The following is a 13,633-nucleotide window of genomic DNA, read 5'->3' on the forward strand; positions in this document are numbered from 1 at the left end:
ATGAAAATCAAATTAATATTCGTCACTTCAATTCTACTTGTATTTACAGCTTGCAAAAAAGAAGAGGAAACTACAGATGCTAAGGATTTTACTAAGTCAACCTTTCAAAAAGTGATCTTACCCCTACATAGCACTTTTTCGAATAAAGCTTTGGCTTTGCAAAGTTCTGTATTGAAATTTGAAACCGCTCCTACTGCTGAAAATCTTAATTCCCTTAAGCAAAATTGGCAAGCAGCCTATAGTAGTTACTCGCCAACAGAGGTTTTCAATATCGATAACATCAAAGACAACTATGCACACTTATACTTTCAAAAGTTTCCTATAGACACGCTGAAAGTGATCAGTAATGTCCATACTAATCCTAGCAATGCTATTGTTTCCTCCAATGCAAAAGGTCTTGGAGCAATTGAATATCTTTTATTCAGGAGTGCTGCCTTAGATTCCTTCCAGAATGAAGCCAATAATATTGTATACCTCAAAGCAATGACGAACGATATTGTGGACAAAGGAAATGAATTGCTTAGCATGTGGAAAGAGAACCAGAATAAATACGTCAACAACCAAGAAAGTGATGCGAGTAATGCATTTAACCAATTGGTGAATGGAATGATTCAATTTACGGAGAATCTAAAAATGCTCAAAGTCGGAAATCCTTTGGGGAAACAATCTCTTGACCATCCTGATCATTATTTGGCCCAAGCTCCTTTCAGCAACACTTCGGAAACTGGGTTGAATGAAGATTTTGAAATATTGGTAAAACTTTGGAATGGAAACAAAACTACTGTGCTAGATACGAGTGTAGGATTGGGAGAAATTGTGAAAGCAAAAAATGCGGAAGTTTACCAAGAAGTAAATACTATACTTGAAAAAATTGGAAAAGATCTATCCCTTCTTCCTGATGATTTAAATACTGCGTTTGAAAACATGGATGAAGCACTAAATACGCTTTACGAAGACCTAAATGTTCTCTACACTTTACTAAAAGTAGATGTAAGTGCACAATTAGATGTTACCGTATTCATCTCTGATTTAGACGGAGATTAAAAGCTATCCAAATTATTACTCAAGCACAGTGTTTTCACTGTGCTTTTTTTGTACTTATATTTTTATAAATCACAATAAAACCTTAAATTGTAGTAAGCTCAATACCAATGCTATGCACTATTTTATATTCCTCGCGTATCTATTAGGATTAATGGCCATGCTTGCCGGGGTATCTTCTATTGCCTACGGTTTTTATGGAATGACGGTTAAAAAAAGAAGCAAAACGGCAGTTCTCTTTAGTTTATCTTTTGGCTTCATTATGCTCGCCTTAACCTTTACTTTGTTCAAACTATTCTGCTAACAAAGCGCAATCTCCCCTTTTTCTATTATCTTAGGTATTTATCACTAAAACTATGATGGATAGAAATTTAAAGGTTGAAAAAAGTATAAGTATTACTGCCAGTAAAGAAGAGGTTTGGGAAGTTCTCACTCATCCCGAAAAAATAAAGGTTTACCTTTTTGGTACGCAAACGCAAACAGACTGGAAGGTTGGCAGTCCTATTTCATTTACAGGTGAATACCAAGGAACCACTTATCACGACAAAGGAAATGTGCTGAGCAACGAAGCCTACCAAAGTTTAAAATACAATTACTGGAGTGCAATGTCTGGTTTAGAAGATAATCCAGACAACTACTCTATTATTACTTATACTTTACATGAAGAAAGCTCGAACCAAATTCTTTTCACATGGAAACAAGAAGGTTTTGGATCAGTAGAAGGGCATGCACATACAGAGCAATTTCTACCCGACATGCTTAAAGTAATTAAAGAACTAGCAGAAAATAAATAACTCCAAACTGTCTTTTACAAGGCAGTTTTTTTGTTTCTAGAAAGAAGAATCTTTTCTATTATTAACCTTAAACAAATACTATGGATTTAACAACGGCAAAAGTAATAATTACAGGAGGAACAAGTGGAATTGGATATGCCATGGCAAAAGACCTAAAAGCGAAAGGTGCACAGGTTTTAATAAGTGGTAGAGATCAAATTAAAATTGATGCAACCATTAAAGAGCTGGGTGTTTTAGGCTTTAAGGCAGACATGAAAAGCGAAGATGAAATTAAAGCGCTCATCAACTACGCCAAAGAAAAAATGGGAGGCTTTAACGTATTGATCAACAATGCAGGGATGGGTATTTTTTCTGAGTTAACAGAAACAAGTACAGAAGATTTCAAAGAAGTATGGGAAGTAAATACTTTGGGCTTATTCATTGCTGGTAGAGAAGCGGCCAAACATTTTAAAGAGCAGCAGTATGGTAATATTATTAATATTAGCTCCTCATCGGGTGTAAAAGGTCATGCTAAAGGTAGTGCTTACTGTGCCAGCAAATTTGCTGTAAGCGGATTAACGGATGTTTGGAGAGCAGAACTTCGTCCCTTTAATGTTCGTGTCATGCAAATCAACCCGAGTGAAGTTGTAACGGAGTTCTTTTCTAAAATGGGAATGGAACAAAAAGTAGACGATAATAAACTAAGGGCCAGCGAAATTGCACATGTAGCTACCAGTATGCTAGCCATGAATGATGTTGGTTTCATTACAGATGCAGCTGTATGGGCAACCAATCCGTGGAAATAATTGAAGTCCAACCAGCGGTAAAACTGAAAATTCGTAAAGGAAAATCCCCCTATTTACAAGTGAACCAATGTTATACTGGAAAAACAAATTACATTTAGAGTAAGCAATTCTAAAGGCTTATTGAGTTTATTTTTAGTAATACCACCTAAAAGAGGAGTGCGCGCTCCTCTTTTTCTTTTCCATAAAGCGTTATTTCCACCTAAAAAAAGTATAACTTGAGGTACATATTTTAACCTTAATGTCCTTTGTATGAAAAAAGTAGCACCCTTGCTTATTTTGGCTTTATCTCTCGGAATTATCTCTTGCAACAACCAAAACCCAACAGTAGAAAAAGATAGTAGAAGTCAAGCGAAAGCCTTAACACCAGATGAAGTCCCACTGGAAGATAGAATCAGTGTTAATCTCATTGTAGAAACCTTAAATAATAAACGCAAAGCAATAGAACAAAACTTACCCCAGCCCATCTCGATTAGTTCATCAGATTTAAGAGAGAAGGTTAAACAAAAATGGAGAAAAATTGATTTCTACCAAATAGACAACGAGGTAGTTCGAATTAAGTCCTACCCCTACACCGAGATAAGCAAAAGAACTGAAGAATTTTATTTGGAAAAAGGAGAATTGTTTATGGCCATCATAGAAGATAATGGCGAAGGAGAAAGAGGTAAATCACTTCAAGAATTCGATAAAATCTATTATTTCCATGAGGGCGAACTCATTCATGAAAAAACGAATGAAAAAGAAATCGAATACAGCATTAAAGATTCTGAAGGCGAGGAATTAATGCAAGAGGTAAGTGAATATTTAGACATTTATAATAAAAGGAAGTAATTCATAACCAAAAGCACATCTACGGATAGTGCTTTTTTTTGTATCCTGACTTAAGTCATAAAATCCCCAACCTCCATGTCTTAATTTTGGTAGAGATGAAAACGATAGAAACAAGAAAGGATGTGGAGCTACTGGTAGAACAATTCTACACAAAAGTACGTGCACACAAAGATCTAGGACCAATTTTCGCCCGTCACATACACGATCATGAATGGCCCGAACATTTGGAAAAGTTAAGTGACTTTTGGGAAACAAACTTGTTTGGCGTTAGAAAATTCAAAGGCAATCCAACACAAAAGCATTTGGCTGTAGACAACGCCCACCCTGGAGGAATGGGGCAAGAACTATTTGGTTACTGGCTACAATTATGGATAGCCACCTTAGACGAATTATTTACCGGAGACCGAGCAGAAAAAGCAAAAGATGCCGCTAGAAACATAGCCCATATACAGTTTTTAATACTCTGGAAAGCTCAGCACAAAGTTCAATCAGAATTTTAGTTTAACTAAAATAATTAGCTTACCTTTAATAGACACAAGCAACTATACCTGAAGCCTTTATCCTAAACTACATATTATGAAGGCACTACTACTTTTTGCACTTGCAGTTTTTGCGTTTACAGTAAACGCTCAAACTCTTTCCGATAGCACAACACTAGCAGACACCAACGTGTACAGACTGGTTACCACCGATGGTGGTGAGTTAATCGGACAAATACTCTCTCAAAACGAAAGAGAAATTTACTTTAAAACTTCTGACGGGAGAAGAATATACATCCCACAATACACCATTAAATCCATAGAAGTTATTGATCAAAAAAAATTTAACAACAAGGGTGAATTTATAGGAGAAGATAGATTTTCCACAAGGTATTTCCTGACCACAAATGGATTGCCCATTCAAAAAGGAGAACATTACATACAGTGGAATCTTTTCGGACCAGACCTACAATTTGGAATAGGTGAAAATTTAGGTGTAGGAGTTATGACCTCTTGGATAGGTTTGCCCGTTGTTGCCACGGTAAAAAAATCTTGGATAATCGGAGATAACTCTCAATTCGCACTTGGAGCACTTGCTGGAACTGGATCTTGGGCCCTGCCTGAATGGGGAGGTTTACTTCCCTTTGCCACCCTTTCTTTAGGGGATAGAACCAGAAATATAGCTTTTTCTGGAGGATATGGAGCCATTTTAAATGATGGTGAATTAGAAGGTCGAGTGGTTGCCAGCGTTGGTGGTATGATAAAAATTTCAACCAAATTAAGCTTGGTGTTCGACTCCTTCTTCCTTATGCCTGGTGAAACGGAAACTAGAACTGAGACCTACTACAATCAAGTGTATAATCCGAATACTATGCAGTATGAAACACAACTCATTACCAATTCCTACGAGGTACAGAAAAGAGGTTTTGCTGTGTTAGTACCAGGTGTAAGATGGCATCAATCCGAAGGAAAGGCCTTTCAATTTGGTTTCTCCGGTATAATTTACGATGGCGAAGTACTATCAGTTCCTATTCCTATGGTACAATGGTATAGAAGTTTGTAAGATCTTGTCTTGAAAAAGTAAGGAGAATAGAACTATAAACTAAATTATTTCTATCTTCATCGGAGTAAAGTAATGGTTCACAATTATGTTTATACTTAGAGTAACACTTTCTCTTTTTCTACTGCTTTTAATGGCGCCAACAACGTATGGGCAATACCCATTAATCAAAAAAAGAAGAACGAGTATCTCTAGAATTAATGTGCATGAGCTCTACCCTTTTGGCACCATAACCTTTAAAGGAAAAACACAAACGGGTACGCAAAAAAACTATGTTGTTGAAGGCTATATGGGAGGTGTGGGCTACTCTTACGTTTCTGCCCAAAAGTTTAAAAAAATTGGTTTTGGTTTTGCCATAGAGCCCCAATACAACAATATCCTTTCTGATGCTTTGTACGGAACTCCCGTTCGCTTGCAAGATGTAAAGCTTCCACTCATGTTTAAAATCTCGAATGAAAACGATGCGGAGTTTGGTATCTATCCCTTCTTTAACAGTTTTAGCCTGGGCGCCTATACCAGTAGGAACCTTGCAATAACCCCAGAGCAAGCCATGAACACCTGGGATTATGGCCTTAGTGCGGCTCTAGAATTCGGACTCTTTTACCTCGATTTGAAATTTAATTACTTCTATAGCCTTAAACCTTTGAAGGATACAAATGCCGATGGTTATACCCGACAGCAAGTTTTTGCCTTTGGTTTAATGCTCCCTCTGCGCTTAAACAAGAAGTAAAATTCACCCTCTATCCTTGTAAGTTTTTTTTGGTGTATGCTCAAAATCACCTAATTTTAAGTCTCTGAAGAAATCTAGTTTCTTCAGGCCACTTTTACACTAAAAACTACAATTATGAAAACTACTCGCTATTACACGGTAGGACTATTAGCAATCGTATTGCTGGGTCTACAAAGCGCTTGTACTGATTATGCAGCAAGCAAGGAAAATCAAGAGGAAAAAGAAATAACTGCACTTCAAGAAGACAGTGATGCTGTTTTAAAACGAGGAGAATATTTGGTGATGACCATGGGCTGTCATGATTGCCATTCGCCGAAAAGGATGGGGCCTATGGGACCAGAGGTAATTCCCGAACTCATGCTTTCTGGTTACCATGGTGAAGAACTGTCACCGGTATTCGACAGCATTGCACTTCCGCCAGGATTTGCCGCTTTCTACCCAGATTTAACAGCCTCATCAGGACCTTGGGGTATTTCCTATGCTGCCAACTTGACTCCAGATGAAACGGGAATAAAATATTGGACAGAAGAGCAATTTGGTAAAGCGATAAAAGAAGGTAAATTCAAAGGATTAGATGATACCCGTATGCTCCTCCCACCAATGCCATGGATGAATTTTAAAGATTTGGCAGATGAAGATTTACATGCCCTCTTTACCTATTTGCAAAGTATTCCACCGGTTGAAAACTTGGTACCATTACCAAAGGTGAATATGCCACCCATGGAATAATATTAAAACTAAAGAGGAGGTTAATGCTTCCTCTTTTTTTATGTATACCCCTATTAATCTTATCTTAGACGCAAATCAAAAATATCGTATATGAAAACCGTCTTATTTTCAACACTTCTCTTGGCTACAACTTTTATAGCTTCCTGCACCGTAAAAAGTGCGTGTACCAATATGGTAAAAGCTGAAGTTTTTCAGGGAATAGATGGGTGTGGGCTTCTTTTCAAATTACAAAATGGCAACATCTTAAATCCAACCAATTTAGAGGAAATGAAATTAGATGTGAAAGTTGGGAATATTGTAGACATTGCCTTTGAAAAGGTTGAAGTAATGAACATCTGTATGACAGGGGAAACTGTAAAACTAAATTGTATACAAATACTCGAATAAATACGTGTAAAAAAGGGGCTGTACATATTGAACGCCCCTTTTTACTTATCAATATTGTGGGTTAAATAAACTCTGCCAACTCCATCCATCTATCGCTTTTCTGCTCAATTTCAGCAACCACTTCACCCAAACGTTTACTGGCTTCATTTAATTCATCAGAACTAACATCAGGATTCGAAAGTACAGCTGTTAACTTTTCCTTTTCTTCTTCTAGCTCCATGATTTCTCCATCCAAAGCTTCGAATTCTGTTTTCTCTTTGTAAGAGAGTTTTCTTTTTTCGACTACAGGTTTTGGTTGTTCAACCACCTCTACTTTAGCTGCTACAGACTGTTCTTCTTTCTTACGCTGTCTGTTTTCTTCTTTTTCCTGTTTATCGGCTTCTTTTAAATGCTCTCTATAAGCTGTGTAGTTTCCAATGATATCTTTGATTTGCCCTTCTCCTTCAAAAACAAAAAGGTGATCTACCATTTTATCCATGAAATATCTATCGTGGGAAACAATAATCAATGCACCCTGGAAAGTTCGCAAATAGTCTTCTAATACATTCAACACGAAAATATCCAAGTCGTTGGTAGGCTCATCCAGAATCAAAAAGTTAGGATTCGCCATTAATACTGTCATCAATTTTAAACGACGTTTTTCACCTCCACTTAACTTATACACATAGTTATAGTGCATGTCGCGCGGGAATAAAAACTTCTCTAAAAACTGAGCAGCAGACATTTGACGACCTTTTTCTAAAGGAATATATTCAGCAATATCGCGTATCACGTCAATCACCTTCATATTCTCGTCCACTTGAATGTTTTCCTGAGAATAATAGCCAAAGACCACCGTTTCACCTATCACTATCTTTCCTTTATCCAAAGACTCACGCCCCATGATCATGTTTAAGAAAGTAGATTTTCCAGTACCGTTATTACCAACGATACCTAATCGTTCGTTACGTTTAAAAGTATAGGTTAAATCTTCTATAATTTTCTTGTCTCCGAAGGACTTTCCAATTTTATGTAATTCTAAAATCTTAGTTCCCAAACGCTCCATTTTCACCCCCAACTCCAACTCTTCTTTGTTGATGTTTTGCTTGGCTACTTTTTTCAGGTCGTGGAAAGAATCTATACGTGCTTTTTGCTTGGTACCCCTTGCCTTAGGTTGACGGCGCATCCATTCCAATTCCGTACGCATTTTACTGCGGGCTTTGGTTACCGTTGTCTCAAATTGCTCCTCACGCTCGGCTTTCTTCTCTAGATAATACGAGAAGTTTCCTTTGTATTTGTAGATGGTATGATCTTCTAATTCTAAAATAGTATCACAAACTACTTCTAAAAAGTACCTGTCGTGCGTTACCATTAGAATGGTAGATTTAGAAGTACCTAAGTATTCTTCTAACCATTCTATCATATCTAAATCCAAGTGGTTGGTGGGCTCATCAAGGATAAGAAAATCGGGCTCAGCAATCAATACTTTGGCCAAGGCTACCCTTTTCTTCTGACCTCCAGACAATACAGAAATTGGTAATTCAACATTATCTAGTTTTAATTTAGACAAAATCTGTTGCACTTTCACTTCTGTATCCCAGGCGTTCAATTCAGATATTTCAACAAAAAGCTCTTCTATACGCTTTTCATCGTTCTCCTTCATGGCTTTGTTGTATTCTTTTACAACTTTTAATTTCGGAAGATCATGTTTAAAAACCTCTTCTATAATGGTATGACTTTCATCAAGATTTTCAGCCTGTTCGAGGTAAGCCACACGTATATCTTTACGAAATACAACTCTTCCATCGTCAAAAGGCTCGCTACCCAACAAACACTTCAATAAGGTAGATTTCCCCTTACCATTTTTTGCTACAATAGCCGCCTTTTGCCCTTGTTCTATACCAAAGGTCAGGTCTTCAAATATTAATCTATCACCAAAAGTCTTGGTGAGGTTTTCAACAGATAAAAAATTCATACAATTACCTTAAACGGTCTAAGCTTGAAATTAATTTTTGGTCTCTTCTTACACCTATATTTCCTAAGAAAATAAAAGCAACACTTAACACTAGTGCATAAAAAGCAAAACCAATATTTTTTGTCATTCCTTCTTCTCCTACCAAAGCTTCTAAATTACTTCCAGAAAGGTAGAACATAACCACCGTTGTTATTAAAGCCAACAGGGTGAAGAAAAAGGCCATACGTCCTAAACGAATTTGACGTTTGTAGTTTTTAAAACTCAACATAGCTCCTAAGGTTAGAAGCAAGAAAAGTATAGACAAGATATAAAATGGAAAACTCACTGTAGAGGTAGAATAGCTTGTTAAAATACTCCCCTCTTCCTTATTTAAATACTTGGTGAGCGCTTCTAATTTCTCTGGTGCTAAATTTTCACTTGAAGTTCCATTTACTTGAACCCCGTATGTATTATAATGTGCGGTTAATTCAAAAGAGTCTGAAACATCACCCGTAAAGGTGTAAACATCTAAACCTAGGGTTAAAACTAAAAGACAAATTACGGCCAAGGCGTAGTAAATCGTTTGTATTCTTTGTAACATGCTTATTAAATTTTAAGCAAAGATAAACTTCCTTTAAAAGTCTACCCCTTCCCCCAAGGTTTATTTTTGGAGGAGCAAGACAATTTAACCCTAAACAGATTAGGCACAGGTACATGTGAAAAACAAGAATTCGTTGAAAAATATCTTATCTACTTTCCTTTATTGAGTATAATTTGAGAAGAATATTTTCATAATCAACGACTTACATAGGAAGAATAAAAAAAACTGAATTTTAAATAAATATGAATTAATATTTGTATACTTGCAATGTCTGCACAACCCACAACCTCATTGTGAGTTAGACAATTACTAGATTACTCAAGTATTATATAAAATCGATATTTTAAATCTCAATTCAACTTTATGAATAAAGCTGATTTAGCAGGAAAGAAACTTCCTGAATTACGCGAAATTGCGAAAACAATTGGTATTAAACGCGTTGAATCATATAGAAAGGCAGAATTAGTTGACCTTATAACTGGAGATGTTCAACAATCAGATGAAGCTACTCCAGCTCCTGCAGAAGCAGCACCGCAAACGGAAAACAGAAACACGCCTATAGAAGTTAAAGAAGCTCCAGCACGCAGGAAACGTAAACCGAAAACGGAAACGGAAACAACTGAAAAACCAGCTGGAAGAATTTTAACGGCAGATAAACCTGAGCAAAAAGCACCTCAGAAAGACAACAAACGACCTGACAACCGCAATAACCAACGCAACGAGCAAAGAACTCAAAAAGAGAACAACGATAACGCCAACACTGCAAACGCACCAAGGCAACGTAAATCTAACGACAACAACCCGAATCAAGATCCAAACAAAGCTCCTCAAAAACAGAATAGAAAACAAAAAGAAGATAGATTCGATTTATCTGGAATTGTTTCTGCTGAAGGTGTTTTAGAAATTATCCAAGATGGTTACGGTTTCTTAAGATCTTCTGACTACAACTACCTTCCTTCACCGGATGATGTATATGTAAGTCATTCTCAAATAAAACTTTTTGGATTAAAAACGGGAGATACTGTTTTAGGAACGATTCGTCCTCCACGTGAGGGAGAAAAGTACTTCCCACTGGTAAAAGTAGATTCTATCAACGGTAGATCTCCTTCTTACATTAGAGATAGAGTTCCTTTCCAATACCTTACTCCTCTTTTCCCAGATGAGAAATTTAAATTAACGGGTCACGCACAAGAAAGTACTTCTACGCGTATCATGGATTTATTTGCTCCTATTGGTAAAGGTCAGCGTGGTATGATCGTAGCACAACCAAAGACGGGTAAAACTGTATTGTTGAAAGACGTTGCAAACGCAATTGCTGCCAATCACCCAGAGACTTACTTAATTGTATTGTTAATTGACGAAAGACCTGAAGAGGTTACAGATATGGCCAGAAGTGTAAATGCAGAAGTTGTTGCATCTACCTTTGATGAGCCAGCGGAAAGACACGTAAAAGTTGCCAATATTGTTTTAGAAAAAGCAAAACGTATGGTAGAATGTGGTCATGACGTATGTATCTTACTCGACTCAATTACACGTTTAGCCAGAGCATACAACACAGTATCTCCAGCATCAGGTAAGGTATTATCTGGAGGGGTTGACGCCAACGCACTTCAAAAACCAAAACGTTTCTTTGGTGCGGCACGTAAGATAGAAAACGGTGGTTCTTTATCTATCATTGCTACAGCCTTAACAGAAACAGGTTCTAAAATGGACGAAGTTATCTTCGAAGAATTTAAAGGAACAGGTAACATGGAATTACAGTTGGATAGAAAAATTGCCAACCGTAGAATTTACCCAGCCATTGATATTTTATCTTCAGGTACACGTAGAGAAGATTTATTGATGGACAAAGATGTTCTTCAAAGAATTTGGATCTTGCGTAAGCATTTGGCAGATATGAACCCTATCGAAGCCATGGATTTCATGAAACAACACATGCAAAATACCATGTCTAACGAAGAGTTCTTAGTTTCTATGAACGGCTAAATTGTAGTATGAGACCAGCATTAAAATACGGACTCCTCTTCGCAGCAGGATGGATAGTCCTTAAAATGATTTTTAAAGCTTTGGGTATATTACAGGATGACTTGTTTGTACCTGGTTTAATCAACAACTTCTTTTTACTCTTGGCAATAGCTTTTGGGTTATACTTCGAAAAAAAGAAAGAAGGATTAGGTAATGGAACAGCTTTAAGTGATATAAAAAACGCAATGATAGCAGGTACACCTTATGCGGTAATTGTATCTGTTTTCATCTTTTTCTATTACAAGGATGTGTCTCCTGAATACGTAGAAAATAGAGCGCAAGAAAGAATAGACATGGTTTATAAAGCCATGCAACGCCCGGCCTATGTAGATAGCTTAAAAATGAGTGATGCTAAATACGCTGTAATGACCAATGAAGAAATCTATTCAGAAATGAAAGAAGGTATTCTAAGTTCATTCGATACAAACTTCTTATTAACTTTTAGTTTGTTGGGCTTAATCGTTTTGGCGGTAACCTATTCTATTTTTACCACAGTAATCTTTAGAAAAATACTCCTCCGGGATTATTATAAATAGTTATGTTTAAAGTCCTTCTAAAAAATTGGAAGGACTTTTTTTTTGCTTTCAACTTAACGTCCCTCCTCTTTTCTTGCCATAGCTAAAAAGGCACTCTACTCCACTTTCTTTTAGTAAGAAGTTTAATTTTCTTGTGTCATTTTCTGCTGAAGAATGATTTCAACGATGTAGATAGAAAATTGCGTTTATTCTCCAAGAATGGCCGTATAAACACATTACATATATACTACCCAAAGATATCAAGCGCACTTTTTAAGACATAACCTCACTCCTATAACAAAGAGAAACAAACTTTGCTCATAAAGAATTTCAAAAAAATAACTAGCTTTAAAGCACATAGACTTACAACCACCAATATTCTCTAGAATTCAGGCGGTTTTAAATACTTAAATTTTAACAAGGTGTGTTTATACACTTGTTAGCACATATTAAAATGACAGAACGATTAACAACATTATTTTTCCTTATTCTAACAGCATTTACGGCAAACTGTCAGGATTCGACAAATTTTGAATTTTGGATTTCAGATTTAGATAAAGCTGGATATAGCAGAATGACTTATCACATAACTTCTGATTCTATTGTAGTTAAATCTGGCCCATATGACTTAATTTATTTCAGTAAGGATTATGAAAAAGACAAAGTTGTTTTCAGTACTAAGCTTGATTCTAATCAACAGAGCATGTTTTTTCAATTAGATACAAGTTTAAAGAATGACTCATTAAAACCTCAATACACTAACTTGTGTATAATGGACGGAATGATTCTTCATTTTCATTTTGAATGGGCAGACAAAAAAATTGGCACAACTTTATCAAACTACTATTTGGAAAAAATGAGGCCATTTGTTGAATATGTGAATTCAATAGTTCCGACAGATTACAAAATTGGTTACGATAAGGAATGGTGCGAAGAAGGCATGAAAGATTGTCCTGATGACATGATTCTGGACTAAAAAATAAAAACATGTGCTAACAAGGTGTATAGCCAATAGGGCGTTTGGAGATAAATTGAAAGTCCTGTTCTTTGAGCAGGCAACGTCAAAACAAATTTTTCACGTATAAAACAAAGAAAATTAAAAGTTAAAACGCTTGTTTTGGCTTAGTGGTAAATTGTAAGTGAAATTCTTCGTATCTGCCCTATTTTGGCCAGTCAAAACGTTGAAGACAATTTGAGAAAACTGCAAAATAAATTTGTTACAAAAAAATGAAATTGAACGAATACTTAGCAAACCGACTAAAGGAAATATTCACCGAAGGGAAATGGGTTTTAGGGACGAATTTCAAGGAACAAATAATTGATCTTGATTGGAAACAAGCCACTCAAAAAATAGATGACTTTAACACGATTGCTGATTTGATCTTTCACATAGATTACTACATAGCTGGCGTGAAAAAAGTGCTAGAAGGTGGAACACTGGACATTCGTGACAAATATAGTTTTGATTATTCCCTTATAAAATCTGAACAAGAATGGCAAAGTTTAGTGAACAAGTTTTGTCTTGACGCAGATGAATTTATCGAACTTGTTGAAAATATGTCAGAAGAAAAAATATTGGCTGACTTTGTAGATAAACAATATGGGACTTATTACCGGAATATTGACGCTATGATTGAACACTCTTATTACCATCTTGGACAAATAATACTCCTTAAAAAACGAATTTAATAACCCCCATTTACAAGGCAGAAGCCATATATACCAA

At 36.2% G+C, this 13,633-nt stretch carries 16 protein-coding genes; 14 read left to right on the forward strand and 2 right to left on the reverse strand.

All coding sequences use genetic code 11. From position 1 onward, the window contains the following. From BM327_RS03690 to BM327_RS03730, 10 genes are all read left to right on the forward strand, one after another. Nucleotides 1-1,044, forward strand: coding sequence for an imelysin family protein (locus BM327_RS03690; protein ID WP_170853663.1), 1,044 nt, complete (start codon nucleotides 1-3; stop codon nucleotides 1,042-1,044). A gap of 112 nt (nucleotides 1,045-1,156) precedes the next feature. Continuing rightward, nucleotides 1,157-1,345, forward strand: a complete 189-nt coding sequence (locus BM327_RS15765) for a hypothetical protein (protein WP_139230231.1) — start codon at nucleotides 1,157-1,159, stop codon at nucleotides 1,343-1,345. Between the two features lie 52 nt (nucleotides 1,346-1,397). Further along, nucleotides 1,398-1,835: an SRPBCC domain-containing protein gene (locus BM327_RS03695; RefSeq protein ID WP_090246459.1), complete on the forward strand. Its 438-nt coding sequence runs from the start codon at nucleotides 1,398-1,400 to the stop codon at nucleotides 1,833-1,835. A gap of 80 nt (nucleotides 1,836-1,915) precedes the next feature. Then, nucleotides 1,916-2,620, forward strand: a complete 705-nt coding sequence (locus BM327_RS03700) for an SDR family oxidoreductase (RefSeq protein WP_090246462.1) — start codon at nucleotides 1,916-1,918, stop codon at nucleotides 2,618-2,620. A 249-nt stretch (nucleotides 2,621-2,869) separates the two neighbouring features. Further along, complete coding sequence (locus BM327_RS03705; RefSeq protein WP_090246464.1) at nucleotides 2,870-3,448, forward strand: hypothetical protein; 579 nt, start codon at nucleotides 2,870-2,872, stop codon at nucleotides 3,446-3,448. A gap of 95 nt (nucleotides 3,449-3,543) precedes the next feature. Continuing rightward, nucleotides 3,544-3,948 (forward strand): group III truncated hemoglobin, encoded by a 405-nt coding sequence (locus tag BM327_RS03710; protein ID WP_090246466.1) that lies wholly within the window; start codon nucleotides 3,544-3,546, stop codon nucleotides 3,946-3,948. Nucleotides 3,949-4,024: 76 nt separating this feature from the next. Continuing rightward, entirely contained in the window at nucleotides 4,025-4,990 is a 966-nt protein-coding gene (locus BM327_RS03715) for a hypothetical protein (RefSeq protein WP_090246468.1), read from the forward strand. An 85-nt stretch (nucleotides 4,991-5,075) separates the two neighbouring features. Beyond that, on the forward strand, nucleotides 5,076-5,717 hold the full coding sequence (locus BM327_RS03720; protein ID WP_139230232.1) for a hypothetical protein: 642 nt from the start codon (nucleotides 5,076-5,078) through the stop codon (nucleotides 5,715-5,717). A gap of 114 nt (nucleotides 5,718-5,831) precedes the next feature. Further along, complete coding sequence (locus BM327_RS03725) at nucleotides 5,832-6,446, forward strand: c-type cytochrome (protein WP_090246473.1); 615 nt, start codon at nucleotides 5,832-5,834, stop codon at nucleotides 6,444-6,446. Nucleotides 6,447-6,536: 90 nt separating this feature from the next. Continuing rightward, complete coding sequence (locus BM327_RS03730) at nucleotides 6,537-6,833, forward strand: hypothetical protein (RefSeq protein WP_139230233.1); 297 nt, start codon at nucleotides 6,537-6,539, stop codon at nucleotides 6,831-6,833. A 61-nt stretch (nucleotides 6,834-6,894) separates the two neighbouring features. Here the strand turns inward: BM327_RS03730 and BM327_RS03735 are convergent, their stop codons facing one another. Both BM327_RS03735 and BM327_RS03740 read right to left on the reverse strand, forming a co-directional pair. Continuing rightward, nucleotides 6,895-8,787, reverse strand: coding sequence for an ABC-F family ATP-binding cassette domain-containing protein (locus BM327_RS03735; protein WP_090246478.1), 1,893 nt, complete (start codon nucleotides 8,785-8,787; stop codon nucleotides 6,895-6,897). A 4-nt stretch (nucleotides 8,788-8,791) separates the two neighbouring features. Then, the gene (locus BM327_RS03740) at nucleotides 8,792-9,367 is read right to left on the reverse strand and encodes a DUF4293 family protein (RefSeq protein ID WP_090246480.1); all 576 of its coding nucleotides are present in this window, start codon (nucleotides 9,365-9,367) and stop codon (nucleotides 8,792-8,794) included. Between the two features lie 363 nt (nucleotides 9,368-9,730). On the opposite strand from BM327_RS03740, the gene rho reads away from it, so the two are divergent. The 4 genes from rho to BM327_RS03760 all read left to right on the forward strand — a co-directional run bounded on the left by rho (nucleotide 9,731) and on the right by BM327_RS03760 (nucleotide 13,596). Further along, complete coding sequence (gene rho, locus BM327_RS03745) at nucleotides 9,731-11,353, forward strand: transcription termination factor Rho (protein WP_090246483.1); 1,623 nt, start codon at nucleotides 9,731-9,733, stop codon at nucleotides 11,351-11,353. An 8-nt stretch (nucleotides 11,354-11,361) separates the two neighbouring features. Further along, on the forward strand, nucleotides 11,362-11,928 hold the full coding sequence (locus BM327_RS03750) for a DUF4199 domain-containing protein (RefSeq protein WP_090246486.1): 567 nt from the start codon (nucleotides 11,362-11,364) through the stop codon (nucleotides 11,926-11,928). Between the two features lie 433 nt (nucleotides 11,929-12,361). Beyond that, nucleotides 12,362-12,883 carry a hypothetical protein gene (locus BM327_RS03755; protein WP_090246488.1) on the forward strand — a complete coding sequence of 174 codons (522 nt, stop codon included), beginning with the start codon at nucleotides 12,362-12,364 and terminating at the stop codon, nucleotides 12,881-12,883. Nucleotides 12,884-13,134: 251 nt separating this feature from the next. Then, nucleotides 13,135-13,596 carry a DinB family protein gene (locus BM327_RS03760; protein WP_090246491.1) on the forward strand — a complete coding sequence of 154 codons (462 nt, stop codon included), beginning with the start codon at nucleotides 13,135-13,137 and terminating at the stop codon, nucleotides 13,594-13,596. Nucleotides 13,597-13,633: the final 37 nt, after the last annotated feature.

It is taken from the genome of Lishizhenia tianjinensis (assembly GCF_900116425.1).
Taxonomy (GTDB): Bacteria; Bacteroidota; Bacteroidia; order Flavobacteriales_D; family Crocinitomicaceae; genus Lishizhenia; species Lishizhenia tianjinensis.

Excerpts from the sequence above, each read along its gene's own strand:
- BM327_RS15765 (WP_139230231.1), top strand. The coding sequence starts at position 1,157 with ATGCACTATTTTATATTCCTCGCGTATCTATTAGGATTAATGGCCATG.
- BM327_RS03705 (WP_090246464.1), top strand. The coding sequence starts at position 2,870 with ATGAAAAAAGTAGCACCCTTGCTTATTTTGGCTTTATCTCTCGGAATT.
- BM327_RS03690 (WP_170853663.1), top strand. The coding sequence starts at position 1 with ATGAAAATCAAATTAATATTCGTCACTTCAATTCTACTTGTATTTACA.
- BM327_RS03720 (WP_139230232.1), top strand. The coding sequence starts at position 5,076 with ATGTTTATACTTAGAGTAACACTTTCTCTTTTTCTACTGCTTTTAATG.
- BM327_RS03725 (WP_090246473.1), top strand. The coding sequence starts at position 5,832 with ATGAAAACTACTCGCTATTACACGGTAGGACTATTAGCAATCGTATTG.
- BM327_RS03730 (WP_139230233.1), top strand. The coding sequence starts at position 6,537 with ATGAAAACCGTCTTATTTTCAACACTTCTCTTGGCTACAACTTTTATA.
- BM327_RS03710 (WP_090246466.1), top strand. The coding sequence starts at position 3,544 with ATGAAAACGATAGAAACAAGAAAGGATGTGGAGCTACTGGTAGAACAA.
- BM327_RS03755 (WP_090246488.1), top strand. The coding sequence starts at position 12,362 with ATGACAGAACGATTAACAACATTATTTTTCCTTATTCTAACAGCATTT.
- BM327_RS03715 (WP_090246468.1), top strand. The coding sequence starts at position 4,025 with ATGAAGGCACTACTACTTTTTGCACTTGCAGTTTTTGCGTTTACAGTA.
- BM327_RS03700 (WP_090246462.1), top strand. The coding sequence starts at position 1,916 with ATGGATTTAACAACGGCAAAAGTAATAATTACAGGAGGAACAAGTGGA.
- BM327_RS03750 (WP_090246486.1), top strand. The coding sequence starts at position 11,362 with ATGAGACCAGCATTAAAATACGGACTCCTCTTCGCAGCAGGATGGATA.
- BM327_RS03695 (WP_090246459.1), top strand. The coding sequence starts at position 1,398 with ATGATGGATAGAAATTTAAAGGTTGAAAAAAGTATAAGTATTACTGCC.
- BM327_RS03735 (WP_090246478.1), bottom strand. The coding sequence starts at position 8,787 with ATGAATTTTTTATCTGTTGAAAACCTCACCAAGACTTTTGGTGATAGA.
- BM327_RS03760 (WP_090246491.1), top strand. The coding sequence starts at position 13,135 with ATGAAATTGAACGAATACTTAGCAAACCGACTAAAGGAAATATTCACC.
- rho (WP_090246483.1), top strand. The coding sequence starts at position 9,731 with ATGAATAAAGCTGATTTAGCAGGAAAGAAACTTCCTGAATTACGCGAA.
- BM327_RS03740 (WP_090246480.1), bottom strand. The coding sequence starts at position 9,367 with ATGTTACAAAGAATACAAACGATTTACTACGCCTTGGCCGTAATTTGT.